Source organism: Bradyrhizobium ivorense, from assembly GCF_900696085.1.
Lineage (GTDB): Bacteria > Pseudomonadota > Alphaproteobacteria > Rhizobiales > Xanthobacteraceae > Bradyrhizobium > Bradyrhizobium ivorense.
Window position 1 is genome coordinate 178,375 of the sequence record NZ_CAADFC020000016.1, and the last position, 19,481, is coordinate 197,855.

Genomic DNA, 19,481 nt, shown 5'->3' on the forward strand with positions numbered 1-19,481 from the left:
CGCAATTCCGAGCTTCAGCGAGCCCTCACTGTAGGTTGGCGTCACTACCATCCCCGAAAGCATCACGGCAAAGATCAACGAAGCCACGTACCTTCGGATCCATGTAGCGCGTGGAGGCAAAAACAGCGTGAACCGGCATCGGTATGCTTGCCCAACCGGGCAAAACCCTCACCAAGCTTCCCTCCGCCACATATGGTTCAGCCATGAACCGCGGAAGCTGGGCCACCCCCAAGCCGGAGACGGTCAGGTTCTTGGCGGCAACGATGTTATCGAGCGCGCAGCGTGGAGCCTGCGAAACCTTCTCTGTTGCTTGGCCATTCACAAGGGTCCAGCTTGCGCGGCCGCTGGACGTTTTCATAATCAGGTCCTGGCGCTTCAAATCGTCGACGGTCCGGAGCGCCGGAGCTTCCTTCAGATATCCAGGCGCGGCATAGAGACCGTAGGTTATCTCTCCAAGCTTGCGGGCCGACAGATCAGAATCTTGCAAGGTGCCGATGCGGATCGCGACATCGATCCCCTCATGAATGATATCGACGAACCGAATTGAGTATACCGCTTCCACCGTGACCTTCGGCCACTTGGACAAATAGGCGGCGATCCAATTGTCGACCCGCGTTGTGCCGAACTCTGGTGTCGCTGTGATCTTAAGACGGCCCTTGGGCTCCTGGCTCTGCTGGGCGACCGCGGCTTGGGCCGCCTCTGCGGCGGCGAGGATCGAAGACGCGCGCTCAAAATAGTCCCGTCCGACTTCCGTAACGCTGAGCCGACGGGTCGACCTGTTCAGCAGCCTAGCGCCGAGCTTTTCCTCGATCCGCTGCACGATGCGGCTCACCCGAGCCTTGTCAGTTTCGAGGCGATCGGCCGCAGCGGTGAAGGACTCCTCCATCACCACTGCGACGAAGACCTGCATTTCGGAAAAGCCGATTGTTGATGTCATAGACAACTTTCTGTCACGCGCCGCTCGAACTATCAATCAGCGCGAACCCTATACCTCCGACATTAATGGGACGAATATGGAAGTACTGTTGTCGTGGGAACAACGACAGAATCCGGCTGATTTGCTGGGTCGATGATTCAGCCCTCAACCGCGAGGCGTTGCTTCGATTGCATCGACGCGGTCCGGGTAGAACGCGAGGTATCCCTTGATGATCAGCATGTGGTCGAAAGGGTCCTCGTAAGACCAGGCGACATCCCTGACGGCGCCACTTCGCGCGCTGAAATAGCTGGCGTCGCCCTTGTAAGGGCAGTGGGTGCTGGTGTCGCTGGGGCTGAGTTCGCTCATCGCCACGTCAGCGCGCGGGATGTAGTAGACCGGCTTGAGGCTCGCCTCCTTCAGGACGAGGGCGTTGCGGCTGTCGGCGAGGACGGCATCATCGAGCTTGACGACGACCCTCTCCCCCGCCGGAGCGATGGTGATCGGATGGTCCGGACCTGGTATTCTTCCACCTTGCATATCGTGTTCCTTCCTGTTCGCCCGCCGCGCACAAGTCTCGCGCCGCGCTAACCGTGCGTGGCGAGGCGTCCGCCCGGCCGCTTTCTGTGGACCTGATTTGGTGTGGCTACTGGTCGATTGGAACGAGACGCATCGCCTTTCCACCGAGCTTCGGGACGAGCCGCTGCTGGACCGCGACGACGGCGGGCAGCGGGCGCCATGCGATAGTCATGGTCCCGATGCGGCCGTCCTCACCCAAGCGAACATGGTCGAAAGCGTCGATCACATGGTCCTCGAACCGGATCGTGAGGACGGCAATGACATCGGCACCGTCGCGCATCATCATCCGCGGTTCGAAGGCGTCGATCGTGGAGAGCAGTTCGGTGAGGACGGCGACGACGCTGGCTCGTCCCTTGAACGGCGTGGGAAGGATTGGGCTGTTGAGCTCGACGGTTTCCGACAGATGCTCGCTCGCGCGCGCAATGTCGCCCTCGTGCATCGCTTCAAGGAATGGGGTGAGATGGTCTTCGCTCGGCATCGCTGCGGCTCCTGAATATACGGGCGGCCCGGCGAGCTTCGCAGGGCCGCCGTAACCATGCCGGACGCCTTTTGGGGTGGCGGCGTCCGGCGGGGGGTTACTTCGCTGTGGTCGCGGCGCTGGCCTGGGCCATGAAGAGGTCGACGTGGACCTGCGGCATACCCTCGAACGTGCCGCCGATCGGCGACGGGCGCTTTGCCTCGTCAATCAGGCGCTGAGCAACTTCGCGCGACACGGGCGTACCAGGCTGCGTGTAGGCGCGCTCGGCTTCCGGGCCGGTCGCCTGCAGGTCTACTTTCGGAGCGTAGGCCCAGAAGTAGATCGGCGTGCTCGGTTCGATGCGCCAACTATCCGCGAGCGAGCCCGCGTCGATGGTATCGAAGCCGATCTTGTCGAAGAACTCGGTCACCGCCTGCTTCGCTCCGACGTCGTCGCCCGCGATCGGCAGTGTCGTGCGGTTCGCCGAACCCTTCGGCGTCGCGTTGGCCTTCATGTGGAGCCAGCTGAGGTTATGAAAGCCCTTGACGACCTTCGCTCCCGGCAAGCGCCGCTGGATCAGTTCACTGGAGGTCACCTCAGCCTTGTCGAGGACGTCATTGTTGCCGAATGCCGGATAGTAGTTCGTTTGGTCGAGCACGACCTTGCCCGCGAACTTGTCGGCAGGCAGTTGCTCGGAGGCTGCGATCGGGATCGAAAGCGTGACGATGTCACCCGCCGCGATGGCCTCTTCGGTGGTGCCGGCGCTCGCCAGCGGACCAAGCTCTTCAATCAGGTCCTTAATGCTGTCTGCGCCGCGGGAGTTGCTGATCACCACCTTGTAGCCAGCTGCGATCGCGAGGCGCGCGACTGCCTTGCCGACGAGGCCCGAGCCGATGATTCCGATTGTTTGTGTCATTTAAGATGTCTTTCTTCATTGGGGCGATAGCCGCCGACGGGATTCATGCGCCCGCACTGTCTTGCGCGCCCTTCGACGGCGAGCGCCACAGCAAGCGACACGAGCGAATCTATGAATTTGATAGGGGAGTTAACAGTCGGGCCGAGGGCAACACACTGTTGTCCCTCTAACCGACAATACAACTTCGAGCCTGACGACGCCCATTGGCTATTTGCGTGCCCGAATTTTGTCGACGACCTAGCAAGGCAATCGGATCGAAGGCATCAAACCGGCATACTCAGCTCGCCTTTGCTGAACGCTGCCACGACCGGCGATCGCGGTCAGGTCCGGATCGTTAGAGCAGCTTTCACCCCGTTAAAGCCCAACGACGGTGGAGCAGCGGGACACCTCAACTTACGCCTTCGACATCACTCCCGAAGCCATCACGGCAGAGGTCGACAAAACCCCGCACCCTCGGGTCCATATAGCGAGTCGAGGCAAAGACGGCGTGGACCGGCACGGGAATGCGCGCCCAACCCGGCAAGACTCTGGTGAGGGCGCCTTCGGCCACATGCGGCTCGGCCATGTATCTCGGAAGCTGCACGATCCCCAAGCCCGACAGCGCCAGGTTCCTGGCGGCTATCGTGTTATCGACGGCGCAACGCGGTGCGTGCCACACCTTCTCCGTCCTCTCACCATTCACCAACGTCCATCCCGGACGACCGCGGGGTGCATGCATGATGAGGTCGTGTCGCTTCAGATCATCGACGTTGCGGATAGAAACTGCGCTCCGCAGATATTCTGGAGAGGCATACAACCCGTAGGTCAACTCTCCCAATCTGCGAGCCGAGAGCTCCGAATCTTGCAACGGACCGATGCGGATCGCCACATCGACACCTTCATGAATGATATCGACGAGCCGGTTTGTGTATTCCGTTTCGACGCTGATCTTCGGCCACTTGCGCAAGAATGCAGCAATCCAGCCATCGACCCGCATCGTTCCAAATTCAGCCCCAGCCGTAACTTTCAGGCGGCCCTTCGGTTCTTGGGTCCGTTGAGCCACTGCGGCTTCGGCGGCTTCAGCAGCCGCCAAGATCGACGAGGCGCGTTCGAAATAATCGCGCCCCACTTCCGTCACGCTGAGATGCCGGGTCGACCGATTCAAAAGCCGCGCGCCGAGCTTCTCTTCCATTCGCCGCACTATGCGGCTCACGCGCGCCTTATCCGTTTCCAGGCGTTCCGCTGCGGCGGTGAAAGACCCTTCAGTCACCACGGCGATAAAGGCCTGCATCTCCAAGAAATCTATTGTTGTCGCCATTACAACAGTCTGTCATTTTTCGACTGAATTATCAATGTGCAAACAACTGTCATTCTGGTCAACGGCGGTAAGCAAGCCGCAGACTCGAACGGGCCTGAGGATGTGCATCGAGGGGATGACGAAGATACGCAGCGAGGCGTTCGGCAGCGCCCTTTATCGGCATCGTCATGGCCGTTGCAGCCAAGCCGGACGCCTGACCACCGGACGATCTGCGATGAGACAAAGGCGCTAACACCATGCCCGACACGCCAAACATCGTCGCCGCGAAGGGCTTCTTCAGCGCGCAACACTGCGGCGATCTGGATGACGCTTTTTGCGACTACGTGCATCCGGATTTCCGGTTTGTGGTCTCCTGCGCGTGCAACGACGAACTGCGCGCCGCTATCCCCTGGGCAGGCTACGAGCATAGGGGCCGTGAAGGGTATCAACGCTTAACCACGCTGCTGTTCTCCGAGTACGAGCTGCTTGCGCATGAGACCACGCGATATACCGATGCCGGCAACCAGGTCTTCGTCGAGGGTCATTTTCGCTTACGGCACCGCGAAACAGCGAGGATCGCCGACAGCGATTTCCTCGCCCGATTTGAGATGCGTGATGGAAGGATTGCCTGCGGCCAGTTTTACGAAAACACCGCTGCTGTTGCCGACGCACGCCGCGCCGACTGAATCCCATCCTGATTGAAAAGAAGTTTCAGAAACGATGGGCGATAACGCCCCGTCGCCTGAGTGGCCGTCCTATTTGCACGCTATGATGCGATATTCCCGCACACAGCGCTGGCGGGTCTTTCATGTTACAGGGCCTATTGCTTTCTATCTCGGACTACCCGAGCAACAGGAGGCAAACAATGGCCAAAGCAAATCCCGGCGATGCACTACGTCGGACTATACGGCGCCATCAGCTGCGCGAGATGATCCCCCTCGCAGACAGCACCATCTACGAAATGGAGCAGCGTGGTGAATTTCCCCGCCGCTTTGCACTGTCGCCCAGATGTATCGTCTGGGACTTAGCTGAAGTTGAGGCTTGGCTGCTCGCGCGCCGCGCGGTGCCGATTCGACGCGCTCAGCACCCGGACGTTGCAAAGAGGAAGACGCGGCCGGTCAAAGGGCGGGATCAAGCTCCATCAGAGGCATAGCCGGCGGCAACAGCACGGGTGTGTGCTTACGTCCATCCACCCACGCATCGATGATGTCCGACCATTCCTGCATCATATGGCGGCGCTGCACCTCGTACTCAGCTTTGTTATAGACGCCACGCGACGAACGTCCGTCCTCGTGCGCCAAGCACTTCTCAATCCAATCGCTATTGAAGCCCAGCTCGTTGAGCAGGGTCGAGCCTGTGCGTCGGAGATCATGGACGGTAAACGGCTCCAGCGGCAACCCCTCCTTCTTCGCCTGTTCGACAACCGCATAGGTCACGCGATTGAATGTCGCGCGCGACATCGGTGCGTCAGCATCATACCTGGACGGCAGCAGGTATCGCGAGTTGCCGGCGCAGGTCTTGAGCGCGATCATGATGTCGAGGGTTTGGCGCGAGAGATATACGTTGTGCGCCTTCGATCGCTTCATGCGCTCCTTCGGAATCGTCCAAACGGCGTTCTCGAAATCCACCTCGTCCCAGACCGCGTCCTGCAGTTCGCTCTTGCGGACCATAGTGAGCAGATAGAGCTTCATCCCCAACCGGATCGTCGGCAGCGTGGCGACGTTCTCGAGCTGCCTGAGCATGATCCGGATTTCGGTGGGGGATAGCGAGCGATCCTTCGGTGCAAAGGTCGCGATCGACGCCGGTCCGACGTCGTCGGCCGGGTTTGCAACCTTCTCGCCATGCAGGATCGCGAACCCGTAGATTTGCTTCAGGATGTCGCGTACATGGATCGCGGTAGCAGGCGCGCCGCGATCGACGATCTTTCCGCAATGCGCGCGCAGGTCGTCTGGCGTGATTTCCGTGAGGAGCCGATTGCGCCATACCGGCAGCAGCTCCCTTTCGAAGATAGACCGTCTCATAGCGCGAGTGCTGTCGGCCATCGGTGCATTTACGAGCCACTTTTCGCCGAACTCGCCGAAGCTCTTGGCTTCCTTGATCCGCCGCTTTTCGCGCTGCTTCTCGATCGCAGGCGACCGTCCTTCGCTGACGGCCCTTCTTGCATCAATGCAGAGTTCGCGGGCCCTGGCCAGTGAGATCCCATCGCGACCGTACTTCCCAAGGTAGACGGTTTCGCGCCGCCCGTTCAGGCGATAATCGAGGCGAAACGAGATCGCTCCCGATGGCATGACTCGAACGTACATGCCGTCCCGGTCCGCCATTTTGTACATCTTGCTCTGCGGCTTCAGCGCCTTGATCGCAGCATCCGTAAGCATTTCCGCGCCACCTCCGAAAAGTACCGTCACGTGGTTTTCGGCGTGCCTTGGCGGAATTTTATGTTTCTTTTCATCTGGTTATGACGAAAAAAGTACCGTCAAGGACGTCATCTGTCCTGACGGTACTCGTGATTTTGGAGCTGATCAATATGGGGAAGGCCCGTCACGTGGGCCGCCATCACCGATCTCTGGCTACCGATAGCTCTCGATAGGCGGAGAACGATTATTTATTATTTTTCAGAGTGTTACATCGTATTGTGGCGTAGTTTCGGATACCGCCGGGTGGGCAAAAATCATTCCCACTCGATCGTCCCCGGCGGCTTGCTCGTCACGTCGTACACCACCCGGTTCACGCCCTTCACCTCGTTGATGATGCGCGTGGCGGTCTCGCCCAAAAACTTCATGTCGAACTGGTAGAAGTCCGCGGTCATGCCGTCGGTCGAGGTGACGGCGCGGAGGCCCACGACGTATTCGTAGGTGCGGCCGTCGCCCATCACGCCGACGGTTTTCACCGGCAGCAGCACCGCAAACGCCTGCCAGATGTCGTCGTAGAGGCCGTGCTTGCGGATCTGGTCGATGTAGACGGCGTCGGCGTTGCGCAGGATGTCGAGCTTTTCGCGCGTGATGTCGCCGGGGCAGCGGATGGCGAGGCCGGGGCCCGGGAACGGGTGACGGCCGACGAACACTTCGGGCAGGCCGAGCTCGCGGCCGAGCACGCGCACCTCGTCCTTGAACAATTCGCGCAACGGCTCGACCAGCTTCATGTTCATGCGTGCCGGCAGGCCGCCGACATTGTGGTGCGACTTGATGGTCACCGACGGGCCGCCGGTGAAGGAGACGCTCTCGATCACATCGGGATAGAGCGTACCCTGCGCCAAGAACTCAGCGCCGCCGATCTTCTTGGCCTCAGCCTCGAACACGTCGATGAAGAGCCGGCCGATCGTCTTGCGCTTCACCTCGGGATCGGTGACGCCTTCGAGTTCGCCCAAGAACTGCTTCGACGCGTCCACATGGACCAGCGGGATGTTGTAGTGGTTGCGGAACAGGTCGACGACGGTCTTAGCCTCGTCGAGCCGCAGCAGGCCGTGATCGACGAACACGCAGGTGAGCTGGTCGCCGATCGCTTCATGGATCAGCACCGCGGCCACCGCGGAATCGACGCCGCCGGAGAGGCCGCAGATCACCTTGCCCTTGCCGACCTGGGCGCGGATTTTTTCGATCGCCTCCTCACGGAAGGCGCGCATGGTCCAGTCGCCGGTGAGGCCGGCGATCTTGCGCACGAAGTTGCGGATCAGCTTGGCGCCGTCGGGCGTGTGGACCACCTCGGGATGGAACATCAGGCCGTAGTACTTGCGCTTTTCGTCCTGGATGATTGCGAACGGCGCGTTCGGCGAGGTGCCGGCCACCGTGAAGCCCGGCGGCATCTTTGTGATGCGGTCGCCGTGGCTCATCCACACCTGGTGCTTTTCGCCAAAGCCCCAGACGCCGTCGAACAGCGCGCTGCTCGTCTTCACCTCGACATCGGCGCGGCCGAATTCGCGATGGTGCCCGCCCTCGACCTCGCCGCCGAGCTGTGCCGCCAGCGTCATCTGGCCGTAGCAGATGCCGAGAACGGGAACGCCGGATTCGAAGATCAGCTGCGGCGCGCGGGGCGAGCCGGTCTCATGCACCGATTCCGGGCCGCCGGAGAGGATCACCGCCTTCGGCTTCATCTCGTTGAAGGCGGCCTCCGCCTTCTGGAACGGCACGATCTCGGAATAGACGCCCATCTCGCGGACGCGGCGGGCGATCAGTTGGGTCACCTGACTGCCGAAATCGACAATCAGAATCTTGTCATGCGCCGAGGCCACGGGGGGCGTCGACTCCAGGTTTTTCGGTGCGGCTGTCATGGCAAGCAAATACGCTGCTACGCCCGCCCCCGCAACCGCGCCCGGCTCTGCGCCCACATGCTTCTTTGGGCATGGACAAATCCATATACGTCAGTATTATTGACCTAATTTAGTCAAGAGCAATAGCGGAGGAAACCCATGCCAGACCACCACGAACCGGCGCTGCTGGCGGCGCTCGGCCGCGACTGGATTGCGGCCTGGAACGCGCGCGATCTCGAGCGGGTGCTGACGCTCTATGCCGAGGATGCCGAGATGACCTCGGACCGGATTCCTGTGCTCGGCTTCGGGGCGTCAGGCACGGTGCGCGGCAATGACCAGCTGCGCGCCTACTGGGGCACCGCGCTGGCAAAGCTGCCGGAGCTGCATTTCGAGCTGATCGACCTCTACGTCTCGCCGGACAGCGTGGTCGTGTTCTATCAGAACGAACGCGGCAAGAAGATCTGCGAGTATCTGCGGCTCGATGCGGCGGGCAAGATCGTGCAGGGCTCGGCGAACCATCTGGTGGCGTGAGGCGCCGATCTCTCCGCGTCATTGCGAGCGGAGCGAAGCAATCCATTTTCGCCGCCAGTGTGGAGCGATGGATTGCTTCGCTTCGCTCGCAATGACGGCGGATGGGCCGTATGGTGGACAAAAAACATCAGGACCTCCTCGCATGAAAATCCCCACCCTGCCCTTCACCGTCACCGACTGGAGCCGGATCGAGCCGACGGAGCATCCTGGCGACACCGGACAGGCGCTGTGGCGCACGCTCGATATCGGCGATCTGCGGGTGCGGATGGTCGAGTATTCGCCGGGCTATCTCGCCGATCACTGGTGCGATCGCGGCCATGTGCTGTTCGTGGTGCAGGGCGAGCTCGAGACCGAGTTGCGCGACGGCCGCAAGTTCACGCTGAAGCCGGGTATGAGCTACCAGGTCTCCGATTTCGGCGACGCCGCGCATCGCTCGTCGACGGCAACGGGCGCGAAGCTGTTCATCGTGGATTGAGTATTTCCGAGGCCTCGCATCCGATCCGTCATCCCCGCGTAAACGCTCCGCGTTTGTCGCTGGAGGTGCGAGCTCTTGCGAGCCTCGAAGGATGAATCGGCCACGGGCGGGGCCGTGCATCCTTCGAGGCTCGCCGAAGAGGCTCGCACCTCAGGATGACGGTCAGACATTGTCAGCGCTTGCGCGCGGCGACCTTCCTCACCTTCGTATCCGACCACGCCAGCGGCCGTCCGGCCTTCGACGGCAGCACGAGCTGGCCGACCCGCTCGCCCTGCGCGTCGACCAGCACGGAATGCGGCTCGCCGCGCGCGAACAGATTGGCTTCGCCCCATTGCCGCAGGCTGACCACGACAGGGAACAGCGCGTGCCCCTTCTTCGTCAGGACATATTCCTGGTAGGCGCTGCCGTCTGACGCGGCGACCTGCTCGAGCACGCCCAGTTCCACCAGCTTGCGCAAGCGCGCCGTCAGCATGCCCTTGGCGATGCCGAGATTCTTCTGAAAGTCGCCGAACCGGCGCAGGCCGTCGAACGCGTCGCGCACGATCAGCAGCGACCACCAGTCGCCGATCGCGTCCAGCGCGCGCGCCACCGGACAGTCGGCCCCAGCGAAACCGGTGCGCTGCATCGCGCCCTCCTCGTTCACGATTTCGAACTGGTCTTAAAATAGGACTAGACAGCGCGCGATGCAACTGGTCTCATGATAAGACCATATGGCAGACGGAGAATGATGATGACGAGCCAGCACGTAGCGGCCGCACAGGCCACCACCAGCGAGGCGTCCGCCGGCCGGCTTTCGCCCGCGATCGTGCTGCTGTTTGCGATCGCCTGCGGGCTCAGCGTCGCCAACATCTATTTCGCGCAGCCGCTGCTCGACGCGATGGCGCAGGATCTCGGCATCGCGCCGGCCGCGATCGGCATCGTGGTGACGCTGACGCAAATCGGCTATGCCCTCGGCCTGATGCTGATCGTGCCGCTCGGCGACCTCTGGGATCGCCGCCGCCTGATCGTCGGCCAGACCGTGCTGTCGGCGGCAGCGCTCGTCGTCGTCGGCACGGCGTCAAATGCCGCGGTGCTGCTGGCCGGCATGGTGCTGGTCGGGCTGCTGGCGGTCGTCGTCCAGGTGCTGGTGGCCTTTGCCGCGACGCTGGCGACGCCGGCCGAACGCGGCCGCACCATCGGCACGGTGACCAGCGGCGTGGTGTCCGGCATCCTGCTCGCCCGCTTCGCGTCGGGCGCGCTGGCCGATATCGGCGGCTGGCGCACCGTCTATCTGGTATCGGCAGCGCTGATGCTGGCCGTGGCGGCGCTGCTGGCCTGGGTCCTGCCGCGCCGGCAGCCGCAGGCGATGCATGGGTCATCCTATCTGCGCCTGCTGCGCTCGGCCGCCATGCTGTTCGTCGAGGAGCCGATCCTGCGCGAGCGTGCGATGTTTGCGCTATTGATCTTTGCCAATCTCAACGTGTTCTGGAGCGCGATCGTGCTGCCGCTGTCGGCGCCGCCATTCGCGCTCTCGCACACCACGATCGGCATGCTCGGGATCGCCGGCGTCGCCGGTGCGCTGGCGGCGCGCAATTCCGGCCGGCTCGCCGACCGCGGCTGGGGACAGCGCACCACCGGGCTGTCGCTGCTGCTGATGCTCGCGGCCTGGCTGCCGCTCGCCTGTCTGCATCAATCGCTGTGGCTGCTGGTCGCCGGCGTGCTGATGCTCGACTTCGCGCTGCAGGCCGTGCATGTCACCAACCAGAGCCTGATCGTCGCCGCGCGGCCCGAAGCGTCGAGCCGGCTGATCGGCGGTTACATGGTGTTCTATTCGATCGGCAGCGCGCTCGGCGCGATCGCCTCGACGGTGGTCTATGCGGCGGCGGGATGGATCGGCGTCTGCGTACTTGGTGCTACGATCAGCGCCGCGGCGCTGCTGGTGTGGATCATCACGGTGAGCCGGGCGCCGGCGGTGTGCTCGGCCGCGGGATCGTAGGGTGGGTTAGCCGAAGGCGTAACCCACCGTTCACCGCAAGAAAGATGGATGGTGGGTTACGCTGCGCTAACCCACCCTACGAAGCTGCGCTCGCAACGACGCGGTGAAAGCGTCACCCCTTCTTCAGCACGGAGACGAAAAATCCATCCGTGCCCGTGCGGCGTGGCGTCATCAGCCAGCCTTCGTCCGACCGCAGCGCGGCGCCGGCAAAGGCCTCGGCCTTGTCCCACACCACGCTCGCGGTCTCTTCCGGCGGCTGCACCGAAAATTCCGGATGTCTTGCCACGAACGCCCGCACCTGTTCGCCATTCTCCTCAGATAGCACCGAGCAGGTGATGTAGGCGATCCGCCCGCCGGCCTTCACCAGCGGCGCGGCGCGCGCCAGCACCTCGGCCTGGTCCTTGAGCCGCACCTCGAGCGCGCCGGGGCGCATGCGCCATTTGGCGTCGGGGTTGCGGCGCCAGGTGCCGGTGCCGGTGCAGGGCGCGTCGATCAGCACGAGGTCGGCGGAAGCCTTGATGTCGGAGAGCACGTCGGCCTCGCCGCGCGGCGTGCGGACCTCGCAATTGTGCACGCTAGCGCGCGACAGCCGCTCATGGATCGGCGCGAGCTGGCGCTTGTCGTGGTCGGTGGCGATCAGCCGGCCCTTGCCGCCCATCATGGCTGCGATCGCCAGCGTCTTGCCGCCGGCGCCGGCGCAAAGGTCGATCACCTGCTCGCCGGGCTTGGCCGCCGAGAACAGCGCGGCGAGCTGCGAACCCTCGTCCTGCACCTCGATCGCGCCCTTGATGAAATCCTCCTCGGCATTGATGCCAGGGTTGCGCGCGTCGGCGCCGAGCGCAATCCGCAGGCCGAGCGGCGACCACGGCGTCTCGGTGGCGCCGAGATGCGCCAGCCGCGGCAACACCTTCTCGCGCTTGCCCCGCAGCGTGTTAACCCGCAAATCGAGCGGCGCGCGGCTCGCCATCGCGGTCGCTTCCGCCGCGCGGTCGTCGCCGAACACTTTTGCCAGATACGGATCGAGCCATTCCGGATAGTCGCCGGCGACGGCGGCCGGCGCGTCGGCGAGCGAGCGCGAGGTCAGCGCCGCCTCCTCGGCCGTGCTGAGCGGCTCCGGCGCGAACCGGCTGCCGTCGCACAGCGCGGCGATGGTGGCGAGGTCCATGCCGCGCTCGAGCTTGAGCATGCCGAGCAGGCGCGCACGGGCGCTATCGTCGTCCATCAGGTAGGCGGCGGAGGATTGCCGGCGCAGCACGTCCCAGATCAGGCCGGAGATCGCGGCGCGATCGCCGGAACCGGCATAGCGGTGCGCGGTGCCCCATTCCTTCAGCGCCTTGGCGGCGGGAATCCGCTGGGCGTCGATGGTGGCGATCAGGTCGATTGCGGCGGAGAGCCGGGCAGCAGGGGTCATCGATCTCTTTCGGTTGGGCGCACGAGGGCCTCTTAGAGCTATTTCCGTTCCGATGGAATCGGAACGGAGCTCTAGATTCTTGTTTTGACGCGTTTTCTTCACGCGAACCGGTATCCACTTCGCTGGAAAACGCTCTAGCGGTCAGACCCGATCCTGGCAATCAACTGCCTAGCGAGCTCATTGAACCATGATCCAAGCTCGGTTGGCCAACTCACAGGAATGAGGACGGTTTCAGTCCCTGTAGGTGCGATCGAACAGGACTTCAAACAAGACCTCAAACAACGCAGCGAATCGCGCGGCGGAATCGTCATCGTTCCGACTTCTCGTCCGGCCTATGATCCGGCGGAAAGGATCGACGCATGACCGAATTTCGCCTGACACAGATCTCCGACACCCACCTCGCCCGCCGTCTCAAGATCCTCACCGACAACTTCCACCGCGTCGCCGAGCACATTGACGCGACGCGGCCCGACCTCGTGCTCAACACCGGCGACGTCTCCTGGGACGGGCCGACCAGCCGCGCCGATCTCGTCTTCGCCAAAGAGCAGCACGACGCGCTGCCGGTCGATCGCCGCTATTTGCCCGGCAACCACGACATCGGCGACAACCCGACCGCGGTCGGCCCGGCGCCGTCGCAGCTGCCCACCACCGAGACCTGCAACGTGTTCACGTCCGTGATCGGCGAGGACCGCTGGCAGTTCGACGCCGCCGGCTGGTGCTTCATCGGCCTCAACTCGCTGATCATGAACACCGGCCTCGACCGCGAGGCCGAGCAGTTCGACTGGCTCGGCGAGCAGCTCGGCAAGGTCGGCGGCAAGCCGGTCGCGCTGTTCCTGCATAAGCCGCTCTATCTTGACCTGCCCGCGGATCCTGAGCGTGTGGAGACCGCGATCCGCTTCGTGCCGCAGCCGGCGCGGCGGCGGCTGATCGAGATGTTCGGCAAGGTCGATCTGCGCCTGGTCGGCAGCGGCCATGTGCATCAGCGCCGCGACTACACGTTTGCGCATGTCCGGCAGATCTGGGCGCCCTCAGCCGGCTTCATCATCTCGGATGCAAGGCAGGAGCGGATCGGCATCAAGGAGACCGGCCTGGTCGAATACCGCTTCCGGCCCGACAGTTTTGAAGTGCGCCACGTCAAGGCCAAGGGTCAGGCCGACATCGACCTCGACACGCTGATCGCCCAACTGCAGTCCTAAACGGCCGTGGTGGTTTGCATTCCCGTCATTGCGAGCGAAGCGAAGCAATCCATCCGTCCGCACATGCGGATCAATGGATTGCTTCGCTGCGCTCGCAATGACGGGGATGGAGCGGCAGACGCCGGCTCGGACAGCATGAGCGGCCTCAGCTACCGCGCCGCGTCGTGCAGATCCCGCTTGATGACGGTGAGCAGCGTCTGCAGCGACTCCGTGCCGGGCTGCGGCGCCGCCGGCCGCGCGGGAGGCGCTGGCGGCATCGCACGCACCCGCTCGATGTCGGGCCGCTCCTCAACGAACTTTCCGTGCAACACGTCGTCGCGCCGGCCCATGACGAACATCGCCGCCCAATAACCGACGGCGAGCAGGATAACCCCGCAAACAACAAGCTCAAAAATCATGGCTACACCTGAAATATAGCCATATTGATTCAATTCCTGCGGGTTCCGGTCAAGCAAATGGGGGCTAAAAAGCCCCCAAATGCCGCCGATTGTGGCGCTTTTGATACGATTTTGCGCGGAATGGGACCTTGAAGCCCCCTTTCGGGGGCCTCGCGAAGCCCCTACGCTCAGGCCTTGTCTGGCCCGACCCGGACTAGCTGCTTGCCGAAATTGGCACCCTTGAGCAGACCCATGAAGGCCTCCGGAGCGCTGTCCAGCCCCTCGGTCACGAACTCCTTGTACTTGACCTTGCCCTCGCGAACCCATTGCGACATGTCGCGCAGGAAGTCGCCGTGCATGGCGGCAAAATCGCTGACGATGAAGCCGCGGAAGGTCAGCCGCTTGGTCAGGATCGCGAACATGATGGTCGAGGCCCATTTCGGTGCCCTCGCCTCCCTGTCGTTGTAATGCGCGATCAGGCCGCACACCGGCACGCGCGCGAATGCGTTGAGCTGCGGGTAGACCGCCTCGAACACGGGACCACCGACATTCTCGAAATAGACGTCGATGCCCTTCGGGCACGCCTCCTTCAGCTTGGCCGCCAAATCCGGATCGCGATGGTCCAGGCAGGCATCGAAACCGAGCTCATTCTTCACATAGTCGCATTTGTCCTTGCCACCCGCGATGCCGACCGCACGCGCGCCCTTGATCTTTGCGATCTGGCCAACCGCCGATCCGACCGCGCCGGACGCGCCGGCAACGACCACGGTCTCGCCCGGCTTCGGCTTGCCGATCTCAAGCAGGCCGGTATAGGCGGTCATGCCGGGCATGCCGAGCACCCCGACGGCCGTGGAGATCGGCGCGATTTTGGGATCGATCTTGGCGAGGCCCTGGCCGTTGGACAGCGCATGCGTCTGCCAGCCCGCGCGCGACAGCACGATGTCGCCCTTGGCAAAGCCCGGGTTGTTCGAGGCGATCACCTCGCTGACGGTGCCCGCCTCCATGACGCCCCCCACGGGGACCGGCGCGGCGTAGGACGGACCATCGTTCATGCGGCCGCGCATATAGGGATCGAGCGACAGCCAGATGGTGCGGAGCAGGACCTCGCCCGCACCCGGCGTCGGCGGCGTGTAATCCTCGAGCCTGAAGTTGGCCGCGGTGGGCTCACCCTGGGGGCGTGAGGCGAGAACGATGCGCTTTCCTTGGGACATGCTTTTTCCTCCGAAACGATTGGTTACGTGGCGCAAACGTAGTCATGCAATCCAGCTCCCTGCAAGGGAGATGGATTTGCTCGTTCAGATGCAGCGTTTGAAATTCTGTTTGAAATGACGGCCGTCATGCCGAAGCGCAACGCACGTCATTCCGGGGCTCGCGCAGCGAGAACCCGGAATCTCGAGATTCTCAGGCGCGCAATTGCGCGCCATAGTCCGCTTCGCGCCTCGGAATGACGTGGAGAGCCTTACACCCCGCCCGGATAGTTCGGGGCTTCCCGCGTGATCGTCACGTCGTGGACATGGCTTTCGCGCAAGCCGGCGCCGGTGATGCGGACGAACTGCGCCTTGGCGTGGAAGTCGGCGATGTTGCGGGCACCGACGTAACCCATCGCGGCGCGGAGACCGCCGGCGAGCTGGTGCATGACGTTGGCGACCGGGCCCTTGTAGGGCACCTGGCCCTCGATGCCTTCAGGGACGAGCTTCAGCGTGTCCTTGATGTCCTGCTGGAAGTAGCGGTCGGCCGAGCCGCGCGCCATCGCGCCGACCGAGCCCATGCCGCGATAGGCCTTGTAGGAGCGGCCCTGCCACAGGAAGACTTCACCCGGCGTCTCGTCGGTGCCGGCGAGCAGCGAGCCGACCATCGCGATGTCGGCGCCGGCGGCCAGCGCCTTGGCGAGATCACCGGAATACTTGATGCCGCCATCGGCGATCACAGGCACGTCCGCCTTCTTCGCTGCGGCCACCGCATCCATGATTGCGGTGAGCTGCGGCACGCCGACGCCGGCGACGATGCGGGTGGTGCAGATCGAGCCCGGCCCGATGCCGACCTTGATGCAGTCGGCGCCGGCATCGATCAGGGCCTGCGCGCCGTCCTCGGTCGCGACATTGCCGGCCACCACCTGCACGGAGTTGGAGAGCCGCTTGATGCGGTTGACGGCGTTGAGCACGTGCTGGGAGTGGCCGTGCGCGGTGTCGACCACGACGACGTCGACGCCGGCATCGATCAGCCGCTCGGTGCGCTCATAGCCGGTCTCGCCGACCGTGGTGGCGGCGGCAACGCGGAGACGGCCATGCTCGTCCTTGCAGGCGAGCGGATGCGCCACTGCCTTCTCGATGTCCTTCACCGTGATCAGGCCGACGCAGCGATACTGGTCGTCGACCACCAGCAGCTTCTCGATGCGATGCTGGTGCAGCATCCGCTTCGCCTCGTCCTGGCTGACGCTCTCGCGCACCGTGACGAGCTTCTCATGCGTCATCAACTCCCGGACCTTCTGCCGGGGATCGCTGGCAAAGCGCACGTCGCGGTTGGTCAGGATGCCGACCAGCTTGCCCGGCACGTTCTTCTCGGCGCCGGTGACGACCGGAATGCCGGAGATGCCATGGTCCTTCATCAGCGCCAGCGCATCCGCCAACGTGGCGTCGGGGCCAATAGTCAGCGGATTGACCACCATGCCGGATTCGAACTTCTTGACCTGCCGCACCTGCGCGGCCTGGCCATCTGGATCGAAGTTGCGGTGGATGACGCCGAGGCCGCCGGCCTGCGCCATCGCGATCGCCATGCGCGCTTCGGTGACCGTGTCCATGGCCGAGGCCATGATCGGGATGTTGAGCGGGATGGCGCGGGTGACGCGCGAGCGAATGTCGACTTCGGAGGGGAGAACGTCAGACAGACCGGGCTTCAGAAGCACATCGTCGAACGTAAAAGCTTCGCGGATAGCCGGAAATCCCGTGGCCATTGCCAACTCCTTTCGGCGGCCTCAGCCGCTTGCAAATCTGACGATGAACGCCTCCTGCGGCGACGCTGGCAGCGTCACCGGGGAATCGGTGCCCATCGATGGGGTTGACGCCGGTCGATAGCATGGCGGCATGACGAATCAAAGTGTTTGCCAGCCATGCACAGGCTTTTTACGGCGCCCGGTAGCCCCTTCTAGCGGTAGCCCTGCGGCGGCCCGTGGCGGCGGATCGCCTCGACCACCTCGCGATGGCGCCGGTCCTCCCGCTTCATGTGCACCACGATCACGGCATGGGCCGAGGGCACCAGCAGCAGGACATGGAAAAACAGCCCGAAAATCGCACAAAACACGATCAGGACCAGATTGAAGATGGCCGAAAACGGCTGTCCGTTCAGGAGCAGCCCGATCGGCGGCAGCAGGACAGCGAGCACGTAGATCAAGGCACACCTCTTTACGCCGGGGGATGCATACCAGCGTCACGCTGGATCTAGGTGGTTTGGCCGGTTCCGCAATGGCATGGCTGGCGGCAGGATGATATGGCCCCCTCGCCCGCCCTTTTCAGCACAGACGTCCCATTTCGATGAACAAAGAACGCCTGATCCCGCTCATCGTGGCCACCGCTCTCTTTATGGAGAACATGGACTCCACGGTGATCGCGACCTCCCTGCCGGCGATCGCCGCCGACATCGGCACCAGCCCCCTGACGCTGAAGCTGGCGATCACGTCCTATCTGCTGTCGCTCGCGGTGTTCATCCCGGCGAGCGGCTGGACCGCCGACCGCTTCGGCGCCCGCATCGTGTTCGCCGGCGCGGTCGGCGTGTTCATGCTGGGCTCGATCGGCTGCGCGCTGTCAGGCTCGGTGACCGATTTCGTGTTCGCCCGCATCCTGCAGGGCCTCGGCGGGGCGATGATGACGCCAGTCGGGCGGCTGGTGCTGCTGCGCTCGGTCGACAAGAGCGCGCTGGTCAATGCGATGGCCTGGGTGACGGTGCCGGCGCTGATAGGGCCCGTGATCGGGCCGCCGCTCGGCGGCTTCATCACCACCTATTTCTCCTGGCACTGGATCTTCCTGATCAACATCCCGATCGGGCTGCTCGGCATCTTCCTGGCGCTGAAATACATCGACCCGATCAAGAGCGTCGATCCCGAGCGCTTTGATCTCTATGGCCTGGTGCTGGCCGGCATCGGGCTTGCCGGCATCGCCTTCGGGCTTTCGGTCGCCGGGCTCAACCTGCTGCCGTGGCCGATCGTCGCCGCGCTGGTCGGGGTCGGCACGGTCTCGATGACGCTCTATGTCATTCATGCCAAGCGCACCGGCTCGCCGGTGCTGGATTTTTCGCTGCTGCGGCTGCCGACGATGCGCGCCTCGATCGTCGGCGGCTTCATGTTCCGCCTCGGCATTGGCGCGCTGCCGTTCCTGTTGCCGCTGCTGATGCAGGTCGGCTTCGGCCTGTCACCGTTCCAGTCGGGTCTCGTGACCTTTGCCTCCGCGGTCGGCGCCATGGGCATGAAGACGCTGGCGGCGCGCATCATCAAGGCCTTCGGTTTCCGCAACATGATGACGGTCAATGCCGTCGTCAGCGCGGCCTTCCTCGCCGCCTGCGCCCTGTTCACGGCGACGACGCCGCTGATGCTGATCTTCACCATCCTTGTGGTCGGTGGTTTCTTCCGCTCGCTGCAGTTCACCGCGATCAACACTGTGGCCTATGCCGAGGTCGAGGCGCCGCAGATGAGCCGCGCCACCACCCTGGTCAGCGTCAACCAGCAGCTCGCGGTGTCCGCCGGCGTCGCGGTCGGCGCGTTCTCGGTCGAAACCACACTGGCGCTGCATCACCAGACCGAGCTGTCCGCCGACGTGTTCGGGCCGGCCTTCATCGTGGTGTCGCTGATCTCGGCAGCCTCAGCCTGGTTCTTCTGGCAGATGCCTGCCGATGCCGGCAACGAGATCGCCGGCCGTAAGGCGATCGACATCTCGAGCCGCAAGGGCGCCGAGAAGCGTGCTGCCACTGACGCCGTCAAGGCCGCAACCGAGGACACCCAGAACGCGCGGGATCAGCGGCTGGGGTAGTCGATCAAGACCTCGTCCCGCGCGGCCCGGTCAGGCCGGTGCCGGGCCGCCATTTTTCCGCGGATTGCTGGCGATACCGGCCGGCCCCACCGCGGCCGTTCGTCACGACAAAAAATC

General features: G+C 63.6%; 20 protein-coding genes. 7 read left to right on the plus strand and 13 right to left on the minus strand.

The annotated features are described in order from the left end of the window. Positions 1-25: 25 nt before the first annotated feature. From CI41S_RS20695 to CI41S_RS20715, 5 genes are all read right to left on the minus strand, one after another. A complete protein-coding gene (locus CI41S_RS20695) occupies positions 26-937 on the minus strand; it encodes a LysR family transcriptional regulator (protein ID WP_210242686.1) in 912 nt (303 codons plus the stop codon). A 144-nt stretch (positions 938-1,081) separates the two neighbouring features. Then, on the minus strand, positions 1,082-1,453 hold the full coding sequence (locus CI41S_RS20700; RefSeq protein WP_139861355.1) for a DUF427 domain-containing protein: 372 nt from the start codon (positions 1,451-1,453) through the stop codon (positions 1,082-1,084). A gap of 106 nt (positions 1,454-1,559) precedes the next feature. Then, positions 1,560-1,970, minus strand: coding sequence for a nuclear transport factor 2 family protein (locus CI41S_RS20705; protein WP_139861356.1), 411 nt, complete (start codon positions 1,968-1,970; stop codon positions 1,560-1,562). Positions 1,971-2,067: 97 nt separating this feature from the next. Next, the gene (locus tag CI41S_RS20710) at positions 2,068-2,865 is read right to left on the minus strand and encodes an NADPH-dependent F420 reductase (RefSeq protein ID WP_139861357.1); all 798 of its coding nucleotides are present in this window, start codon (positions 2,863-2,865) and stop codon (positions 2,068-2,070) included. 388 nt (positions 2,866-3,253) lie between these two features. Continuing rightward, complete coding sequence (locus CI41S_RS20715; RefSeq protein WP_244626616.1) at positions 3,254-4,135, minus strand: LysR family transcriptional regulator; 882 nt, start codon at positions 4,133-4,135, stop codon at positions 3,254-3,256. 263 nt (positions 4,136-4,398) lie between these two features. Between CI41S_RS20715 and CI41S_RS20720 the strand changes: the two genes are divergently transcribed. Together CI41S_RS20720 and CI41S_RS20725 are read left to right on the plus strand one after the other, a co-directional pair. Beyond that, a complete protein-coding gene (locus CI41S_RS20720; protein WP_139861359.1) occupies positions 4,399-4,827 on the plus strand; it encodes a nuclear transport factor 2 family protein in 429 nt (142 codons plus the stop codon). A gap of 179 nt (positions 4,828-5,006) precedes the next feature. After that, on the plus strand, positions 5,007-5,294 hold the full coding sequence (locus tag CI41S_RS20725) for a helix-turn-helix transcriptional regulator (RefSeq protein WP_139861360.1): 288 nt from the start codon (positions 5,007-5,009) through the stop codon (positions 5,292-5,294). Here the strand turns inward: CI41S_RS20725 and CI41S_RS20730 are convergent. Both CI41S_RS20730 and guaA read right to left on the minus strand, forming a co-directional pair. Next, entirely contained in the window at positions 5,260-6,516 is a 1,257-nt protein-coding gene (locus CI41S_RS20730; protein WP_139862081.1) for a tyrosine-type recombinase/integrase, read from the minus strand. The two genes, CI41S_RS20725 and CI41S_RS20730, sit on opposite strands and share 35 nt — an antisense overlap. Positions 6,517-6,809: 293 nt before the next feature. Next, on the minus strand, positions 6,810-8,405 hold the full coding sequence (gene guaA, locus CI41S_RS20735; RefSeq protein WP_172628118.1) for a glutamine-hydrolyzing GMP synthase: 1,596 nt from the start codon (positions 8,403-8,405) through the stop codon (positions 6,810-6,812). A gap of 138 nt (positions 8,406-8,543) precedes the next feature. Here guaA and CI41S_RS20740 point away from each other — a divergent pair, with 138 nt between their 5' ends. Together CI41S_RS20740 and CI41S_RS20745 are read left to right on the plus strand one after the other, a co-directional pair. After that, positions 8,544-8,915, plus strand: coding sequence for a nuclear transport factor 2 family protein (locus CI41S_RS20740; RefSeq protein WP_139861362.1), 372 nt, complete (start codon positions 8,544-8,546; stop codon positions 8,913-8,915). A 142-nt stretch (positions 8,916-9,057) separates the two neighbouring features. After that, positions 9,058-9,390: a DHCW motif cupin fold protein gene (locus CI41S_RS20745; protein ID WP_139861363.1), complete on the plus strand. Its 333-nt coding sequence runs from the start codon at positions 9,058-9,060 to the stop codon at positions 9,388-9,390. Positions 9,391-9,562: 172 nt separating this feature from the next. Here the strand turns inward: CI41S_RS20745 and CI41S_RS20750 are convergent, their stop codons facing one another. Then, on the minus strand, positions 9,563-10,015 hold the full coding sequence (locus CI41S_RS20750; RefSeq protein WP_139861364.1) for a winged helix-turn-helix transcriptional regulator: 453 nt from the start codon (positions 10,013-10,015) through the stop codon (positions 9,563-9,565). 105 nt (positions 10,016-10,120) lie between these two features. On the opposite strand from CI41S_RS20750, the gene CI41S_RS20755 reads away from it, so the two are divergent. Further along, a complete protein-coding gene (locus CI41S_RS20755; RefSeq protein ID WP_210242689.1) occupies positions 10,121-11,365 on the plus strand; it encodes an MFS transporter in 1,245 nt (414 codons plus the stop codon). Positions 11,366-11,477: 112 nt separating this feature from the next. Here the strand turns inward: CI41S_RS20755 and CI41S_RS20760 are convergent, their stop codons facing one another. After that, entirely contained in the window at positions 11,478-12,776 is a 1,299-nt protein-coding gene (locus CI41S_RS20760; RefSeq protein WP_139861365.1) for an RsmB/NOP family class I SAM-dependent RNA methyltransferase, read from the minus strand. A 359-nt stretch (positions 12,777-13,135) separates the two neighbouring features. On the opposite strand from CI41S_RS20760, the gene CI41S_RS20770 reads away from it, so the two are divergent. Then, positions 13,136-13,972 carry a metallophosphoesterase family protein gene (locus CI41S_RS20770; RefSeq protein ID WP_139861367.1) on the plus strand — a complete coding sequence of 279 codons (837 nt, stop codon included), beginning with the start codon at positions 13,136-13,138 and terminating at the stop codon, positions 13,970-13,972. A 149-nt stretch (positions 13,973-14,121) separates the two neighbouring features. On the opposite strand, the gene CI41S_RS20775 is transcribed toward CI41S_RS20770, so the two are convergent. The 4 genes from CI41S_RS20775 to CI41S_RS20790 form a co-directional block, all read right to left on the minus strand. Further along, positions 14,122-14,370, minus strand: a complete 249-nt coding sequence (locus CI41S_RS20775) for a hypothetical protein (protein ID WP_139482938.1) — start codon at positions 14,368-14,370, stop codon at positions 14,122-14,124. Between the two features lie 167 nt (positions 14,371-14,537). Further along, on the minus strand, positions 14,538-15,560 hold the full coding sequence (locus tag CI41S_RS20780) for an NADP-dependent oxidoreductase (protein WP_139861368.1): 1,023 nt from the start codon (positions 15,558-15,560) through the stop codon (positions 14,538-14,540). Between the two features lie 248 nt (positions 15,561-15,808). Next, complete coding sequence (gene guaB / locus CI41S_RS20785; RefSeq protein WP_139861369.1) at positions 15,809-17,299, minus strand: IMP dehydrogenase; 1,491 nt, start codon at positions 17,297-17,299, stop codon at positions 15,809-15,811. Between the two features lie 191 nt (positions 17,300-17,490). Next, positions 17,491-17,736 carry a hypothetical protein gene (locus CI41S_RS20790; RefSeq protein ID WP_139482941.1) on the minus strand — a complete coding sequence of 82 codons (246 nt, stop codon included), beginning with the start codon at positions 17,734-17,736 and terminating at the stop codon, positions 17,491-17,493. A 140-nt stretch (positions 17,737-17,876) separates the two neighbouring features. Between CI41S_RS20790 and CI41S_RS20795 the strand changes: the two genes are divergently transcribed. Beyond that, the gene (locus CI41S_RS20795; protein ID WP_139861370.1) at positions 17,877-19,364 is read left to right on the plus strand and encodes an MFS transporter; all 1,488 of its coding nucleotides are present in this window, start codon (positions 17,877-17,879) and stop codon (positions 19,362-19,364) included. Positions 19,365-19,481 lie beyond the last annotated feature (117 nt).